The following is a 15,887-nucleotide window of genomic DNA, read 5'->3' on the forward strand; positions in this document are numbered from 1 at the left end:
CGTGCGATTTTTCCCGAAATTGCTGCCGGTACGTGCCAAGCGTGGTTGGTTGCGGGTGATTTGAACCTAAATACTAAGCGATTGATTTGTTGATATCTGTTTTTCGGCGGGCAACGCACTTGGTTTGACGGGGTTTTTGTTGTGCTTTGGTTGCGGGGGCCTGCAACCAAATACGCTCACTTGCGCTGACGGCTTTTCCCGTGCGTTCTCCTACACCGTCATACTCCGCGCGCATCACAGCCCCTGCAACCGTTTGATGAACTGGCCCTTGCGCGCGTGGCGCTCGCGGATGGCGGCGAGGCGGCGGGAGAAATCGGCGGCGGCGCCCTGCCCGGTGGCAAGCTATTTAAGGTCGGCCAGCAAGGCAGGAGTCACCGTCCGATGGTCGGCGGATTGTGATAAAAGGTATCATGGCACAGACCCCCGCACTCGTTCAGGGGCGAGAGGCATTCGCCCGACAGAAATGGCGAGAGGCATACGAGCACCTGTCCGCCGCGGACCGCGAGTCGCGGCTCGAACCGGCTGACTTAGAACGGTTTGCGACGGCGGCATATCTCGTCGGAGAGGACGCCCACGCAGTCACCAACTGGACACGCGCGCATCACGATCTCATCGACCAGGGTCACGTAGAGCGCGCCGCCCGATGGGGGTTCTGGCTCAGCCTCTACATGCTCCTCGCCGGCGAGATGGCCCAGACCACTGGCTGGCTCGCCCGTTCGCAGCGGTTGCTCAAGGACCGCGAAGAGGCGTGCGTCGAGCAGGGATACGGGCTCATCGTGACCGGCCTGCTGGCAATGGGCAAGGGAAACACCGAGAGCGCCGGTACCAGTTTCGAGCAGTCGGTCGCGCTTGCCGAACGGTTCGGAGATCCCGATTTGCTGGCGCTGGGCCTGCTCAGCCAGGGCCAGCGCCTGATCCAGTCGCGCAAGAACGCCGAGGGGGTCGCCCAACTCGATGAGGCGATGCTGGCGGTTACGGCAGGAGACGTGTCGCCGGTGCTGGCCGGGATCGTTTATTGCGCCGTCATCCTGACCTGCCAAGGTATTTTCGATCTCCACCGGGCAAGTGAATGGACCACGCAGCTTGATATCTGGTGCGCCTCCCAGCCCGATCTGGTGCCCTATCGCGGCCAGTGCCTAGTGCATCGCTCCGAGATTCTGCAATTGAAGGGCGATTGGCCCGGGGCGCTCGCCGAGGCGATAAAGGCCCGTGATCACCTGGCAGAACGGTCGGAAGCCGCCGTTGGGCGCGCCTGCTACCAGCAAGGCGAACTCCACCGGCTGCGCGGCGAGTTTGCGCAGGCCAACGAGATGTATCGCGAAGCCAGCCGGAACGGATGTGAACCGCAGCCCGGCCTGTCGCTGCTTCGATTGGCCGAGGGCAAGCCCGATGCCGCCGTTGCCTTGATGCGCAGCGTCGCCGATTCTGCCGGCAGCCTGCAAGGACCGGGCGCCGGATCGTCGCGGGCCAAGCTACTCGGCCCATACGTCGAGATATTGATCGCCAGCGGCGATCTCGTCACCGCCCGTGCGACCGCCGACGAGCTGACGCAGATCGCTACGACCATCGAGGCGCCGATCCTTCTGGCAACCTCCACCCAGGCCACCGGTGCTGTCCTGTTCGCGGAGGGCAAGATGAAAGCAGCCCTCGCCCTTCTGCGCGAGGCGTGGGCATTTTGGCAGAAACTTGAGGCACCCTACGAATCCGCGCGTGTGCGGGTCCTCATAGGACGGGTCTGCCAACGGCTCGGCGACCATGAGACGGCGCGGATGCACTTTCACGCCGCACATTCCGTCTTCGGACAGCTGGGCGCCGCGCCCGACCTGGTTGAACTCGAACGGCTGATAGCCACCCGGAGCGCCGGTCCGTTGGACGCGCTGACGGACCGCGAACGGGAGGTGCTTTCGCTCGTGGCTTCTGGTGAGCCGAACCGGCAAATCGCCAGCGCGCTCGGCATCAGCGAGCACACCGTTGCCCGTCATCTGAGCAATATCTTCGACAAGCTTGGTGTAACGTCCCGAACCGCGGCCAGCGCATTCGCCCACACGCACAAGCTCGTCTGATCAGCTCCATCTGGTCAATTTTGACCATATGACCACCGACACGGCGTGGCGAATTCGAGCGATGCGCGGCGTGTTCCCTCTTTCGTAGACTATTGGTGTTCCAAAGAGAGGGAGGGAACACGATGAACCAGCAGCAAGTCTACAACAAGAGCTATGAGGGGACCGCAGCCGAGAACTATCAACGTTTTTTTGTCCCGGCCATCGGTGCGCCCATGGCGGACGACCTCATCGCCACGGCAGACCTTCAACCGGGTGAGCGCGTGCTCGATGTCGCGTGCGGCACGGGGATCGTGACGCGGTTGGCGGCGGAGCGTGTCGGTGCCACCGGTTCGGTGACCGGCCTCGACATAAACCCCGGAATGCTGGCGGTGGCCGGTTCGGCAACCCCGTTAGGCATGTCGATCAATTGGCAGGAAGCGAACGCCGAGTCGATGCCGTTCCCAGACGGTGCATTCGATGCCGTGCTCTGCCAGATGGGCCTTCAGTTTGTCCGCGGCAAGCTCACCGCGCTGCGCGAGATGCGGCGCGTCCTTGCGACGGGCGGGCGGGCCGTTATCAGCGTGCCCGGGCCCAAGCCGCCCCTATTTGCAATCATGACGGATGCATTGGCCCGCCACCTCAGTCCGGAAGTCGCCTCTTTCGGTGACCTGGTGTTCTCGATGCACGATGTCGATGAACTTAAGGAACTTATGCGCAGTGCCGGCTTCCGGAATGTCGACGTCGAGGCAAAACCCAAGGCCCTTCGTTTGCCGGCGCCCGCCGACTTCCTGTGGCAATACATCCACAGCACACCGCTCGCCGAGGCGGTGGCTCAGGCCGGCGAGGCCAAGCGTGCCGCGCTGGAGCACGATGTCTGCAAGCAGTGGCAGGAATTTGTGGTGGACGGCTACTTGTCCCTTCAAGTGGGCATGACGACAGCGAGCGCATTGAAATAGGCGCGGGATCGAAACTGCTTGCCGACGACCCCGCCTCTGCGGCGGCGCCAGAAGAAGGATGAAACAGCCGCCGTCGACGATTGCCGGTGTCCGGCGAGATTTCGGCTCGCTTGAGCGGACCTTGAGGAAAATGGATCGAATCTCGCTTAAGCGGGCCAAGGAGAAAAAATGATGCAAACAACTTCGATACTTGCAGCTATTTCACTGATCGGGACGACGGCTTGTAACTCCGAGGGGCTCTCGATTGGCTCCGGAGACCAGGCGCTATCCCAAGCTCACGGGGCGCATGGGCTGTGCCAGGACTTCAACGTTCCTGTCGCGGTCGATGACGTGCCCGATGCACAGCTCTACCTGGAATACTGCACGCCGCCCGAAGAACGGTCCAACGGAACCCTCATCTTCATGGTCCACACGACCAATCACAATCACTACGGCTGGAATCCGCCGAACCAGCGGTTTTCGCGGGTGCAGTCCGCGCTGCAAAGCGGGTTCTCGGTGGTGAATATCGACCGGCTCGGCACGGGTCAGAGCACACTGCCTCCGAGCGATCAGGTAACAATCGATAAAGTCATCACCGCGATTCATGGGGTGGTTGAAAAGCTGCGTGATGGATCCCTGACCGGAACGGCCCACTCTTCCATCGTGTGGTTGGGTTCCTCATTCGGGGCGATGTACGCGTGGCAGCATGAAGGCAAGTACCCCGGCGACTTCGACGGGTTCGTGTTGAACGGAATCCAGCACAGAGTCAAAGTCAGCTTCGCCCAGTTCGCGCTCGGAGGGGAGGCGATCATTTCGGTGTGCGAGGATCCGGTCTTCAGTCAGACGTTCTCGGACTGTGGCTACCTCGTAGACGCGATTGGATTCAAGGGCCCCTTGTACTACGACGAGCCCAACGCGGCGCCCGGTATGATCTCCGGATCCAACTGGGAGGCTCGCTTGATGCGCGATGTGGTCAGCGCGAACTTGCTTGACGAGAGCCTTCCGTTCATCGGGCTTGAAGTCTTCCCCGAGCCACACGAAATCCCTGTGGATGTAGAGACCTCGCCGAGCCAGAATGTCTCCAAGCCGACCTTGGTGGTCATCGGCGAGAATGATCCGATCTTCTGCGGTGGACCGGAAGGATTCGTCTGCGACGAGCCAACCATCCACGACTTCGAGGCACCGTACTATGCGAATGCTCCGGTGTTCGATATCTTCGTCCCGCAGGACACGGGGCACGTGATCAACCTCCACATGAATGGGCCCTCATCCATGGATTTCGAGAACCAGTGGGTGCTGGACAACATCGTCAACCAATGACACGCGCCATAGCCGCCGTAAGCGGCGCCGGCGTGCAAAAAGGAGGGCGAGCAGCCGATCGCGCGGTCTGTCGCCTGGGCAGCGAGCAACCCGTAGTAGCGGATCCGGTTCTGTCGCTTCGGGGGACCTGCGCGGGCGAGCCGGCGTAAGTGGTAAGAGTGGGTATCGGGTATGGGAACACGTCGCACGGGCGGCCGAGCCCCTCGGCTGTCGGGTCATCCTTCGCGATACGATCGATGAGATGTCTGCAGCGGGTACCGTGTTCACGCGCACGTGACGGCGCGGGGGAATCGCGAAGCCGCCGTCGGGCCACTCAGAAAAAACAAAGCCCGCACAGGCGGTTAAGCTTGTGCGGGCTCGGTCAAATCGGGATTTCGAGAGAGTTATAACAAAAGTGGTTGCGGGGGCTCGCAACTACCGATACCGACACTCATTGGCAGTGCCTGTATGACGGCCTCGCGCCAATGAGCGACCATCGGAAAAGTGTCATTGACCGACCGAAAGGGGGCCGAAAGTTGCCCGTCCGTTACCAGGATGAAGTTAGCAACAACCGGTCGTTCCGCTGACCACCGTACCGCGGCAAAAAGGAACCGGAAGTTCCGACCCCACTCTGCCCTTCCTTCGAACGTCTCCTATGGCAAATCCTGACAATGCGGGCATTGGCAGCCAAGCCGAATCTGCGAACTGAGAGCATTGCCTGTGAGGCTGAGTGAGGCTGAGTGAACCTGCGGATTCTCAAGCCGTCTCTGACCTGTCCGCCTCCGGCTGAGGTGGTCGGACGACCAGACGCCCAAGCACCTGCCCAAGCCGTCGCTCCAGCCCGTCCATGAGCGTATAGACGACCGGCACGTAGAGGAGGCTGAGGGCGGTCGAACTGACCAGCCCACCGATCACCGTGATGGCCATTGGCGCGCGAAACTCCGCATCGGCGCCGAGGCCGAGAGCTATCGGGAACATCCCGGCGCTCATGGCCACGGAGGTCATGATGATGGGTCGCGCCCGCTTTCGTGCCGCATCGAGGAGAGCTGCGGTACGGTCGAGCCCGTGCTCTCGACGCGCCAGGATGGCGTATTCCACCAGCAGGATCGAGTTCTTCGCCGCGATGCCCATGAGCAAAAGGATACCGATCAGAGCCGACACGGACAGCGATCCTCCGGTGAGCAGCAGCGCGCCGAGCGCGCCGCCGAGCGACAGCGGCAATGCAGTCAGGAGCGTGATCGGCTGAATAAAGGTTCCGAACAGCAGGGCCAGCACCGCGTACATCAGGATGACGCCGGCGATCATTGCCACGGCAAAGCCGTCGAACAGCTGGTGCATACGCTCGGTGTCGCCGAGTGGGACTTCGGTGACCCCTGGGGGGAGCTCGCGCAGTGCCGGCAGAGCGCGTAACTGCTCCCTCGCCTGCCCGAGCGTGATGCCGACGAGCTCGCCTTCGACCGTCGCGCTCCGCCTCCGGTCGAGCCGGTCGATCTCAGTCGCGCCGGCACCGAAGGCGAAATCCGCCACGGAGCCAAGCGGGATAGGCCCATTGCCGGTGGGAAGCTGCAGGCTGGCGATCCAAGAGATGTCGTCGCGCGCCCATTCATCGAGCATGATGCGGATCGAAATCTGCCGATCTGCCAGGTTGAACGTCGGCAGATTTTGCTCCGCGGCACCCAGCGTGGCGATGCCTACCGTATGTGCCAGCGTTGTCGCCGACACGCCGAGTTCGGCGGCCTTGTCCGGCTTCGGCGTGATGATGAGCTCGGGTTGGGCGAGGCTCGCCGTGGACCCGACATTGTTGACGCCCGGGATCGAGCGCATGTCGCGCTCCAGGGCATCGATCGTGCGCGCAAGCGCCTCCGGATTGTCGCTCGTCAATGTGATCGCGATCCTCGCGCCCTGTTGGCCCTCGCCGAAGCGCATCCGGGCGCCCGGTATCGCGTTCAATGCACCGGTAGCAAGCGCCTCGAAGGCTTGCTGGGATCGGTCGCGCTCGCGTCGCGGCTTGAGGTTGACCGTCATCGCGGCCTTGCGAACCTCGCCGGCCGAGGCGCCGCCGCCATGGAGGACCGCGCCGATGTCGGACGAGGTCTGCGTGCCTATGGCGGCATAGACAGTCTCGACTTCGGGTGGCTCTTTCAGGATGCCGGTGGCCCTGCGAACCACCGCATCGGTCTCGGCCAGGGCGGAACCGGGGGGCAGCTCGATTGAGAGCACCGAGCGGCCGAGATCCCGGGCAGGAGTAAACTCGGTCGGCAGAAATCGCACGAGCGCCATCGAAGCGACGAAGAACGCGATGCCAAGAACAAGCGTGATCCAGCGGAGGCGCAGCGCGACGTCGAGGAGCGAGAGATACCCAGGCAGCCAGAACGGCTCGACGCGCTCCCTCGGTACTAACCTCAGGAGGAATGCGCCCATCAGCGGCGTCAGCATCCGCGCGGTCAGCAACGAAAAGCCACCCGAGACACAAGCGACGATGGCGAAGTCCCGGAAGAACTGTCCGGGCACACCCGGCATGAAGGCGACCGGCAGGAATACCGCGACAACCGTGGCTGTAGTGGCGACGACGGCGAGCGCGATCTCGTCGGCCGCATTTATCGCGGCCTGATAGACGCTTTTTCCGCTCTGCCGCATGTGGCGAACGATGTTCTCGATCTCTACGATCGCATCGTCGACAAGGATGCCGACCATGAGCGCCAGCGCGAGCAGCGTGATGCTGTTCAGCGATATGCCGAGTACGCTCATCACCGCAAAGGTCGGAATGAGCGATGTCGGCAAGGCGACAGCGCCGATGAAAGTCGCCCTTCCATCGCGCAGGAACAGCCAGATCGCGACGACGGTCAGCAATGCGCCCAGCCCAAGCGCCTCCAGCGCCGCGAAATAGCTCTCCTCGACATGTGCCGTAGACGATGTCACTTCCTGGATGCTTACATCGCCGCGTGCCTGGTCGATCTCCCGGACCTTCTCGCGCACGGCGGCGGTGACGTCGACTTCGCTCGATCCAACGGTCCGATAGACGCTGAAGGCCACGACCTCTTCGCCATCGAGCCGTGCAAGCTGGCGCTGCTCTGCCCAGCCGTCCTCCACGCGTGCGGCCTCCTTCAGCCGGATGGTTCGCCCGTCGGGAAGGGCAAGGCGGATGTCGGCAAGCTCCTCCACGGTCAACGCAGCGCCGAGCACCCGGATCGCCTGCTCGCCGCGGCCGATCGTGGCACGGCCGCCGGGCTGGTTCGTGTTGACTTCGCGCAGCTGCTGGCTGATTTCCGCGGCCGTGATGCCGAGCGCCATCATGCGGTCGGGATCGAGCGCGACACGGATTTCGCGATCGACGCCACCGGCACGCTCGATCCTGGACACACCGTTGGCCGAGAGGACAGCCTTGGCGACATCGTTGTCGACGAACCAGCTGACCTCCTGCGGGTTCATCGCCGGGGCGCTGACCGCGAAGGTCGCAATCGCCCCGCCGGACACGTCGAGTTCCTGAACAAGTGGCTCCTGGATGTCGGCCGGAAGGTTGGCCCGGATGCCGGAGACCGCATTGCGGACGTCGTTGGCGGCCTTTTGGGTGTCGGTGCCGAGCGCGAATTCGACATTCGTCGTCGAGATGCCCTCGTTGACGGTGGAGCGGATGTGATCGACATTGCCAAGACCGGCGACGGCGTCTTCCACGACGCGCGTCACCTGGGTCTCGAGCTCGGAGGGTGCCGCGCCCGCCTGTTGGACCGTGACGATGACCGTCGGGATGTCCATGTCCGGCAAGTTGTTGACGCCAAGGTTCCGGAAACCCGCCACGCCGGCTAGCATGAGGACTAGGAACAGGACGATCGTGGGGATGGGATGGCGGATCGACCAGGAGGAGAGGTTTCTCACCGGGCATCCTCCATGCTTGCGGGTTCTGCTTCCGCAAGCTCGACTCGCACGCTCTCACCGTCCTTGAGAAAACCGGCGCCGTCAATGGCGATGCGATCTCCCGGAGCGAGCCCGTCAGTGATCTCGATCCACCCGTCCCGTCGCACGCCGGTCTCGACTGGCCGCAGCAAGGCCTTCCCGTTATGGACGGCAAAGACGGCGTTCTGGCCATTTTGCCAGACCAACGCCTTTTGTGGCACCGCAAGCGCCATCGGCAGGTCGGCCGCAATCTCCGCTCGTGCAAACATGCCGGGCTTCAGGCCGGAATCCGGCGGCAGCGCGATGTAGACTGTGCCGAGGCGGGTCCGTGGATCGACAATCGGCGCAACGGCGCGCACTTCGGCTTCGATCGCCCGGCCCGCTGGGCCGGTGACGCGTACGGCCTGTCCCGGAGCGATGCCGAATAAATCGCCTTCGGAAACTCGCGCCTCGACTTCGAGCCGACCGTCGCGCACAATGCGCAGCAATTCGGCGCCAGCCTGCACCACCTGTCCGAGGACGGCCGATTTCTTCGAGATATATCCGTCGGCAGGCGCAGAGATGCTGGTTTGAGCGAGCTTCGCGTTCAACTGGGAAAGACCGGCCCGTGCCACGGCAAGGCGGGCCTCGGCCGTCGTCGCTGCGGTGGCGCGGCTCTCCACGTCCTGCTTGCTGATGGCATTGCGTGCGGCAAGCTCCTGCCCGCGCTGCAGCTCCGCCTCGGCGGCTTCGAGATTGGCCTCAGCTTCCGTGATCGTGGCCTGCTGCTGTTCAATCTGGGCTTGGAGCTGAACGTCGTTCAAACGCGCGAGGACCTGTCCCTTCTCGACACGATCGCCTTCGTCGACCAGCACCTCGGTGATCGCCAGACCGGCAACCTCGGCCGAAACAGGAAGCTCCTCCCAGGCGACCACGGTGCCGGTCGCCAGCACCGCCGTCTCCATGCGGCGAGTTCCGATAGTAGCCACGGTGACGGTCAACGTTGTGCCTTCTGTGACGCTGGAAGGCAGTGTGGCGCCACCTGCATCGCCGGACGGTGCAGGGCGATCAGGGCCGTGAAGATTGCCAATGCCGCTGAGGAGGCTGCCGCCGGCGAAGAAGACGCCCCCAGCAAGCATTCCTAGAATGGCTGCGGCCAAAGCCGATCGCCGGAGAAAGCGCCAGATTTTGGGCCTATCTTCCATCATGGACCTCGGCATTGGACGTGAAGCACCCCTTGTAGTTCGACGATCCTGCTATAGTGCCCCGACCACACCAGCGGACAGGATGTGAACACCAGCAAGGGCGATCGCGCCTTGCATCAGGGGTACCCCCGTAAACTGTACGCTGCTCAAGAATAGCCGGCCGCGGAAGGAGCCGGATTTAAGTGATATTAAGAGATGTTGCTGCGAGAGCAGAAATTGCCGGATTTTGGGGCTATGCCCTTAACAAAAAAACACATCTCGGCTGCTGACGGCGCCGTTCATCGCAGTAAAAATAAGCCGGTGCCAAGATCGGGTGGAACGATGTCGTCCATTCATTCGATACAGACTGAAACGAGACCCCGCATTCTGCTCGTCGAGGACGATCCGGAAATCTCCCGAATGCTGGTGGACGTGTTGGCGGACAATGGATTTACCGCCCTTCCCGTCGGTTCGGCAATCGAAATGGACGGGGTCCTCGGGCGCGAGAAGGTCGACCTCGTGGTCCTCGATATCATGCTGCCGGGCGAGGACGGGCTCAGTATTTGCCGCAGGCTGAGGGCGGGGTCGGCAATCCCCATCATCATGGTGACGGCGCGCGGCGAGGACATCGATCGGATCATCGGCCTGGAGATCGGCGCCGACGACTACGTGCCCAAGCCCTTCAACTCGCGCGAGCTGGTGGCCCGCATCCGGGCGCTCCTGCGTCGCGCGCGAGGCGAGCGTGACATCGCCCAGGTTCGCGCAAGACCGTTGGCGTTCGCCGGGTGGCGGATCGATCCCGCCGCACGACAACTCCACGACCCGGAAGGGGTCAGGATCGCGATGACAAGCGTAGAGTTCGACCTGCTTCTCGCTTTCTGCCGCAACCCGGGCCGGGTACTCTCGCGCGAGCAACTGCTCGAAATGGTTCATGGCGGCCTTGCAGGTCCGATCGAGCGCAGCATCGATGTTCATGTTAGCCGCATCCGCCAGAAGATTGAGCCGGATCCGAGCGAGCCGACTTTGATCAGGACCGTGCGCCTGGGGGGCTATGTGTTCGCCCCGACCGTGGAGGAAGCCTGATGCGCCTTACGGAGCGCCTAGGGCTGCACAGCTTCACAACTCAGATCACCGGCATCGCGGCGATTTCCGTGCTGCTCGGGGTCGCGCTCGTGGTGGCCAGCCTGCTCGTCTTCTTCGAGCACAACCCATCCGCCGGAGCCGTTCGGATTGCCGAGGTGACCCTGCTCGTGAAAGCCGCCGAAAGTCCGGACGACGCTGCCGCCATCATTGCAGCCGCCCAACGAGCCGGCGTAGAGGTGACGCACGTTGCGTTGACGGAACTGGAAACGCCGATCGACACTGCTCGGCTGCCGTTGTTGGCCAGGCTTCTCTCGGATCAATTGGAGTCCAACTGGGGGATCGACGTCATCGAAGGCGCCCGCTTGCCCGGCGGCAGTATCGACCACCTGGCAGTCGGAATTGGCAACCATGGCGCCCTCCTCTTCGAAACGCCTGCCGGCGCCAATCTATGGCACTTCGTCTTGGCCCCGATCGTCCTGACGCTGACCATCATACTGGTTTTGGTGACGCTACTGTCCGTCTATGCGATCCGATGGATCATCGCGCCGTTGTCCTCCGTTGCTGCGGCCGCGCATTCCTTCGGACGATCTCCTGATGACGATCGGATCGTGAACCAAAGCGGCCCCCGCGAAATCGCGCAGGTCGCCGACGCTCTCAACGACATGCGCACCCGCATCCGTGCCCTGCTCGATGACCGGACGCGAACGCTGGTGGCGATCAGCCACGACCTGCGAACGCCGCTGACGCGGCTGCGGCTGCGGGCGGAACGCATAGGCGAGCAGAATCTGAGAGACGGCATGCTGCATGAGGTGACGCGCATCACGCACATGCTTGACGAAACTCTGGCTTACCTGCGCGAGGATGTCCGATCGGAAAGCATGTCCCGCGTCGATCTGCCGAGTGTCCTGCAAACGATCTGCACCGAGTTCGCCGATGTTGGCCACGCCGTCTCCTACGAGGGTCCGGCGCGGCTTGCTTGGACGTGTTGGCCGAGCATTCTGACGCGCGCAATCAGCAATGTCGTCGACAATGCCGTCAAGCATGGCTCAGCGGTGACGGTCGCTTTGCGCGCGCGCGACGACGGCATGGTCGAGATCGATATCGCCGACGACGGCCCGGGCATTCCTGCCTCGCTGCGCGAGAAAGTGTTCGACCCGTTCTTCAAAGGCGATAACGCCCGGAGCTCGGAAAATCGCAGCGGCTTCGGCCTCGGGCTGTCGATCGCCCGCGACGTCGTCAAGGGCCATGGCGGCGGGATCGACCTTCTCGACCGGACGCCTCGCGGACTTATCGTGCGCCTGTCGTTGCCCGGCGAAGCCCACCAAGCCTGACTGACAGCCGACATTTGAGCCACGGTGAATGCCCGTTCCTGAACACATTTGCGTATTCGCAGGGATATAGTGAATGGCAAGGTCCCACCCGACTCGGCCCTTTGGCGCATGTTCGACCAATTAAGCGGTTGATGCGGGCGGTCGGCGCGATCGCATCAGAAGCCAACCCCGTTGCAAACCTCCGTTCGGGACGGTGTGTTCTTGCCTCTGATCAAGGCAAAACTCGCGCGATCACAAAGTCACGCGAGATAGGAACAGTTTCCAAGCACGGGGCGTTTCGGAAAGACAGATGCTGGATCTGAACCTGCAGACCGAGAGCTGGTCTGATTTTGAGCCGTCCGATGACGGAAGTCGCTGTACGCAATTTTACGATCAACTGGGGACCCGTACACCCGGCAGCACATGGTGTGTTGCGACTGGTGCTTGAACTCGACGGGGAGGTAGTCGTGCGTGTGGACCCGCATATCGGGCTTCTGCACCGTGGCACCGAGAAACTTATCGAGAGCAAAACATATCTCCAGGCCCTGCCCTACTTCGACCGCCTCGACTATGTCGCACCCATGAATCAGGAACATCCCTTCTGTCTGGCAGTTGAGCGTCTGCTCGAAATCGAAGTACCCCGGCGCGGTCAGCTCATCCGCGTGCTCTTCTCCGAGATTGGTCGCCTGCTTTCGCATCTTCTGAATATTACCACCCAGGCGATGGATGTCGGTGCGCTCACGCCGATTGCATGGGGTTTTGAGGAACGCGAAAAGCTCATGGTCTTTTACGAGCGTGCGTCCGGTGCCCGGATGCATGCCAATTATTTCCGAGTTGGTGGTGTGCATCAGGACCTCCCGCCGAAACTTCTCGACGATATCTGGGCTTTCTGCGACCCATTCCTGAAAGTATGCGACGATCTTGAGGGGTTGTTGACGGAGAATCGCATCTTCAAGCAACGCAATGTCGACATCGGCAAAATCGAGCTCGATGACGCCTGGGCCCGGGGCTGTTCCGGCGTGATGGTGCGGGGCGCAGGCGCAGCTTGGGACCTGCGCAAAGCGCAGCCTTACGAATGCTATTCCGACCTCGATTTCGATATTCCCGTCGGCAAGAACGGCGATTGCTATGATCGTTATCTGGTGCGAATGGAAGAGATGCGTCAGTCCGTGCGCATCATGAAGCAATGTCTTGAAGACCTGAGGCGTCCGGAATGCCAGGGACCTGTTGCCACCAGAGATCACAAGATCGTGCCGCCGCCTCGCGACGTTATGAAACGTTCGATGGAGGCAACGATCGCGCATTTCAAGTTGTACTCCGAAGGCCATCGAGTGCCGGCCGGCGAGGTCTACGCCGCGGTCGAGGCTCCCAAGGGCGAGTTCGGGGTCTATCTTGTCTCCGACGGCACCAATCGGCCTTACCGGTGCAAAATCCGGGCACCTTCATACGCACACTTACAGGCGATGGACTTCCTGAGCCGGGGGCACATGTTGGGCGATGTCTCTGCAATCGTCGGATCGATCGATATAGTGTTTGGGGAAATTGATCGTTGATGGGCCCGTGGAGAGTTTATCGCGGGCAATCTGACCGGGGTGACGCTTCAAACGGCTGGGGACCACCCATCGGCACAATTGACCAATGTGACAGAACCACCCAACCGCGACCTACGGTAAGGCGCAAGAACCGCCCGTTGCGGAAATTCGGTAGGAAGTCACTGCCTCGGCTTGAGATGTCGCATGAAGACTGCTCGGATGAAGCCGTCCTCGTCCCTATCAGGCAGAAGCTGGAAGCCGCAGGACTGAACGCAGGAGAGGCTTGCGACGTTGTCAGGCTCGATGCGACCTTCCAGAATCGGGAACTCGCCGCTAGGGCCGGACACAAATGCAGTGAGCACAGCCTTGCCGAGCCCACGCCCACGAAGATCAGGCCGGATCATGAAATCAATGTATCCTTGCTCCGGTTCGTCAAAGTCGACCTGGATTTGGCCGACCAATGCGCCGCTGTCATCCAGTGCGACCCACGCTCGCGCGTCCGAGCCAGAAACGGGCGAGAACCACTCATCTGTCGGATAGGAGATTCGGCGCAGTAGCTCCTCGTCACCGAACCACGAGCGCAATGCTGGCAAATCAGATCGATCAATGAGGCGGAAATGAATTGCCATGGTGCTCTGCCGATCTCACCGCGACTGAGGAACTATCACAGGCTTCCGCATTCGACCCTCGCGCGACCTCGAGAAATGTGCTTGCTCTGCTCGTCCTTGATCGCCGCCTCAATGGTAGCTCTATGTCGGCCCGGTAGTGCCTCTGCGTCTGACATCTTGAAGGTTCATGAGGTCGACCAGATCGTCGGCTTCCTCCATATCGAGCCCCGTCGCCTGGACATCCCCGCTGATCTGGGCCTGCCCGTTGATCATGGCGGGCCATCCGGTGAACACGTCGATCACTGTCCATGTCCCATCGGGTTCTTGCCGTAGGTCGTACCGCTGCGGGGCCATAGGTGATCCTAGTGCGGCCCCTGTTGCTCGCCAAGGCGAAAGATCAACCCGTTGCAGCCCGCTACAACGTATCCACCTTTGACCGGTTTGAGATGAAACCGTACCTGTCCGCCGGCGTGGAATTCCGCGGATCAACAACACAGACGGGACCGATCAGGTTCGCAGCGGAGTGGTGTCAAACACTGCGCAGGCCTGCTGGAAGTCCCTTAGCTCTCATGTTCCCTGTCAAGGCTGCAGGCGTGAGGGACCGGCTGCTTGGCGAGTAATTCGAAGCAGTCGGGTTGGCTGAAGCTGCACAGAGCAGGAGGTGGAGCTCGGAGACGACGGTTGATCAGACTCTCATCCGCGGGTTGGATACCGCCTTCCGTGTCTTCGTCTCGGGGCTGTCCTCGGTCTAGAGGGCGGGCGTCGGGCGCATCGGCTCGGCCACATAACTAGCGACGGGAGTTCCCCACCGGTGGCCCCACCCCCGGCGATAGCGGGCGCAAAGCCGGACCTGCGCCTTCCAGGCAATGTCGCGGACAGCTTTGGGCAGCCCCTCGAGCCAGACCCTCAGGGTCTCGCTCACCCTGGCGGGGTAGCGGTAAGTCCAAGCCGCTTCGACCAGGACACGGCGGGCGCGTCGATTGCCGGCGAGCGTCAGGCCCGAGCGGCGGACCGTATCGCCGGTCGAGCGCTCTCCCGGAACCAGGCCGAGAAAGGCCATCAGCTGCGGCGGCGTGTCGAAGCGGCGCACGTCGCCGATCTCAGCTGCGAAGGTCACCGCCACCAGGAACGAGGCGCCGCGCATCGCCTGATAGGCTTCCACGACCGGCGCCATGGACCAGGTTGGCACGATGGCGCGCAATTGTTCATCCAGGCGGTGCAGCCGCCGAGCCGCGTCCTCGATCGCGTCGATCTTCTCCTGGAACACGATCTGCTGCGCCGCATGCTCGAAACTCTCGCGGGCAAGCCAGCGCCGGTGCGCCAACGTCCAGTGACCGCCGCCCTCGTAGATCCGGCCATGGCGTAGAAGGAAGGAGAGCAGTTGCTGGCGTTTGCGGCGCAGGTCGTCGGCTCCGGCCTCCCGGGCCCGGACCAGATCGCGGACAGCCTCGTGGACCACGTCCGGCACCCAGACACCGGTCAGCTCGCCCGCCCGATGCAGCCGCGCCAGTATGACCGCGTCCCGTCGGTTGGTCTTCACCCGCTCGCCCGCTCGCTTCGGGATCAGGGCCGGCGCAACCACCATGCAGTCATGACCAAAATCGCTGACCTGACGGTAAAGGCCGTAACCTGTCGGCCCGGCCTCGAAGCAGACGTGCAGCCGATCGTACCTTCTGCCCAGCTTCTTGATTATCCGCGCGATCGCGGCCGGCTTGTTCTCGACCTCGCCCACGAACCGGACCTCGCCCGTGCGGCCGCCCTCCGCAATCGCCACCGCATGCTTCTTCTTGGCTACGTCAAATGCGACAAATGCTTCGCTATACTCTGTCATGGCTCGCCCTCCGTGCGTGAGGATCGGCTCGGCCCATCCGAGCAACCCTCGTCTTTCAATCGCACGAAAGGGCGGGCCACCGATCTCCGCCCCGGAACATGACGTCTAGCGGCGAGCTCGGATCTCGTAACATCGGAGGAGGCTCAAGCCCGCGGAATGCCCGCGAGACCGCGAGTAGTAGGCATTCTCCTAT

Annotated in this window: 11 protein-coding genes; 6 read left to right on the top strand and 5 right to left on the bottom strand. The window is 62.5% G+C overall.

Annotated features, from left to right (window positions below):
- Window positions 1-410 precede the first annotated feature (410 nt).
- The 3 genes from GPJ75_RS27040 (at window position 411) to GPJ75_RS27050 (ending at window position 4,297) form a co-directional block, all read left to right on the top strand.
- Window positions 411-2,063: a helix-turn-helix transcriptional regulator gene (locus GPJ75_RS27040; RefSeq protein WP_163273249.1), complete on the top strand. Its 1,653-nt coding sequence runs from the start codon at window positions 411-413 to the stop codon at window positions 2,061-2,063.
- 122 nt (window positions 2,064-2,185) lie between these two features.
- Window positions 2,186-2,998, top strand: a complete 813-nt coding sequence (locus GPJ75_RS27045; RefSeq protein WP_163273251.1) for a class I SAM-dependent methyltransferase — start codon at window positions 2,186-2,188, stop codon at window positions 2,996-2,998.
- Between the two features lie 168 nt (window positions 2,999-3,166).
- Window positions 3,167-4,297 carry an alpha/beta hydrolase gene (locus tag GPJ75_RS27050; RefSeq protein ID WP_163273253.1) on the top strand — a complete coding sequence of 377 codons (1,131 nt, stop codon included), beginning with the start codon at window positions 3,167-3,169 and terminating at the stop codon, window positions 4,295-4,297.
- A 735-nt stretch (window positions 4,298-5,032) separates the two neighbouring features.
- Here GPJ75_RS27050 and GPJ75_RS27055 read toward each other — a convergent pair.
- Window positions 5,033-8,149, bottom strand: a complete 3,117-nt coding sequence (locus GPJ75_RS27055; protein WP_163273255.1) for an efflux RND transporter permease subunit — start codon at window positions 8,147-8,149, stop codon at window positions 5,033-5,035.
- Entirely contained in the window at window positions 8,146-9,306 is a 1,161-nt protein-coding gene (locus GPJ75_RS27060) for an efflux RND transporter periplasmic adaptor subunit (RefSeq protein WP_163273257.1), read from the bottom strand. Before GPJ75_RS27060 ends, GPJ75_RS27055 begins: the two co-directional genes overlap by 4 nt.
- 366 nt (window positions 9,307-9,672) lie before the next feature.
- Between GPJ75_RS27060 and GPJ75_RS27065 the strand changes: the two genes are divergently transcribed.
- The 3 genes from GPJ75_RS27065 (at window position 9,673) to GPJ75_RS27075 (ending at window position 13,276) form a co-directional block, all read left to right on the top strand.
- The gene (locus GPJ75_RS27065) at window positions 9,673-10,413 is read left to right on the top strand and encodes a response regulator (protein ID WP_163273263.1); all 741 of its coding nucleotides are present in this window, start codon (window positions 9,673-9,675) and stop codon (window positions 10,411-10,413) included.
- A complete protein-coding gene (locus GPJ75_RS27070) occupies window positions 10,413-11,744 on the top strand; it encodes an ATP-binding protein (protein ID WP_163273259.1) in 1,332 nt (443 codons plus the stop codon). The genes GPJ75_RS27065 and GPJ75_RS27070 overlap by 1 nt, the downstream gene beginning before the upstream one ends.
- A 341-nt stretch (window positions 11,745-12,085) precedes the next feature.
- Window positions 12,086-13,276 carry an NADH-quinone oxidoreductase subunit D gene (locus GPJ75_RS27075; protein ID WP_163273261.1) on the top strand — a complete coding sequence of 397 codons (1,191 nt, stop codon included), beginning with the start codon at window positions 12,086-12,088 and terminating at the stop codon, window positions 13,274-13,276.
- Window positions 13,277-13,434: 158 nt separating this feature from the next.
- Here GPJ75_RS27075 and GPJ75_RS27080 read toward each other — a convergent pair whose 3' ends face one another.
- The 3 genes from GPJ75_RS27080 to GPJ75_RS27090 form a co-directional block, all read right to left on the bottom strand.
- On the bottom strand, window positions 13,435-13,884 hold the full coding sequence (locus GPJ75_RS27080; protein WP_159591905.1) for a GNAT family N-acetyltransferase: 450 nt from the start codon (window positions 13,882-13,884) through the stop codon (window positions 13,435-13,437).
- Window positions 13,885-14,004: 120 nt separating this feature from the next.
- Window positions 14,005-14,217 (bottom strand): hypothetical protein, encoded by a 213-nt coding sequence (locus tag GPJ75_RS27085; RefSeq protein WP_159591908.1) that lies wholly within the window; start codon window positions 14,215-14,217, stop codon window positions 14,005-14,007.
- 394 nt (window positions 14,218-14,611) lie between these two features.
- Window positions 14,612-15,694 (bottom strand): IS110 family RNA-guided transposase, encoded by a 1,083-nt coding sequence (locus GPJ75_RS27090; RefSeq protein ID WP_246249323.1) that lies wholly within the window; start codon window positions 15,692-15,694, stop codon window positions 14,612-14,614.
- Window positions 15,695-15,887: the final 193 nt, after the last annotated feature.

The organism is Chelativorans alearensis, from assembly GCF_010993735.1.
GTDB classification, from domain to species: domain Bacteria; phylum Pseudomonadota; class Alphaproteobacteria; order Rhizobiales; family Rhizobiaceae; genus Chelativorans; species Chelativorans alearense.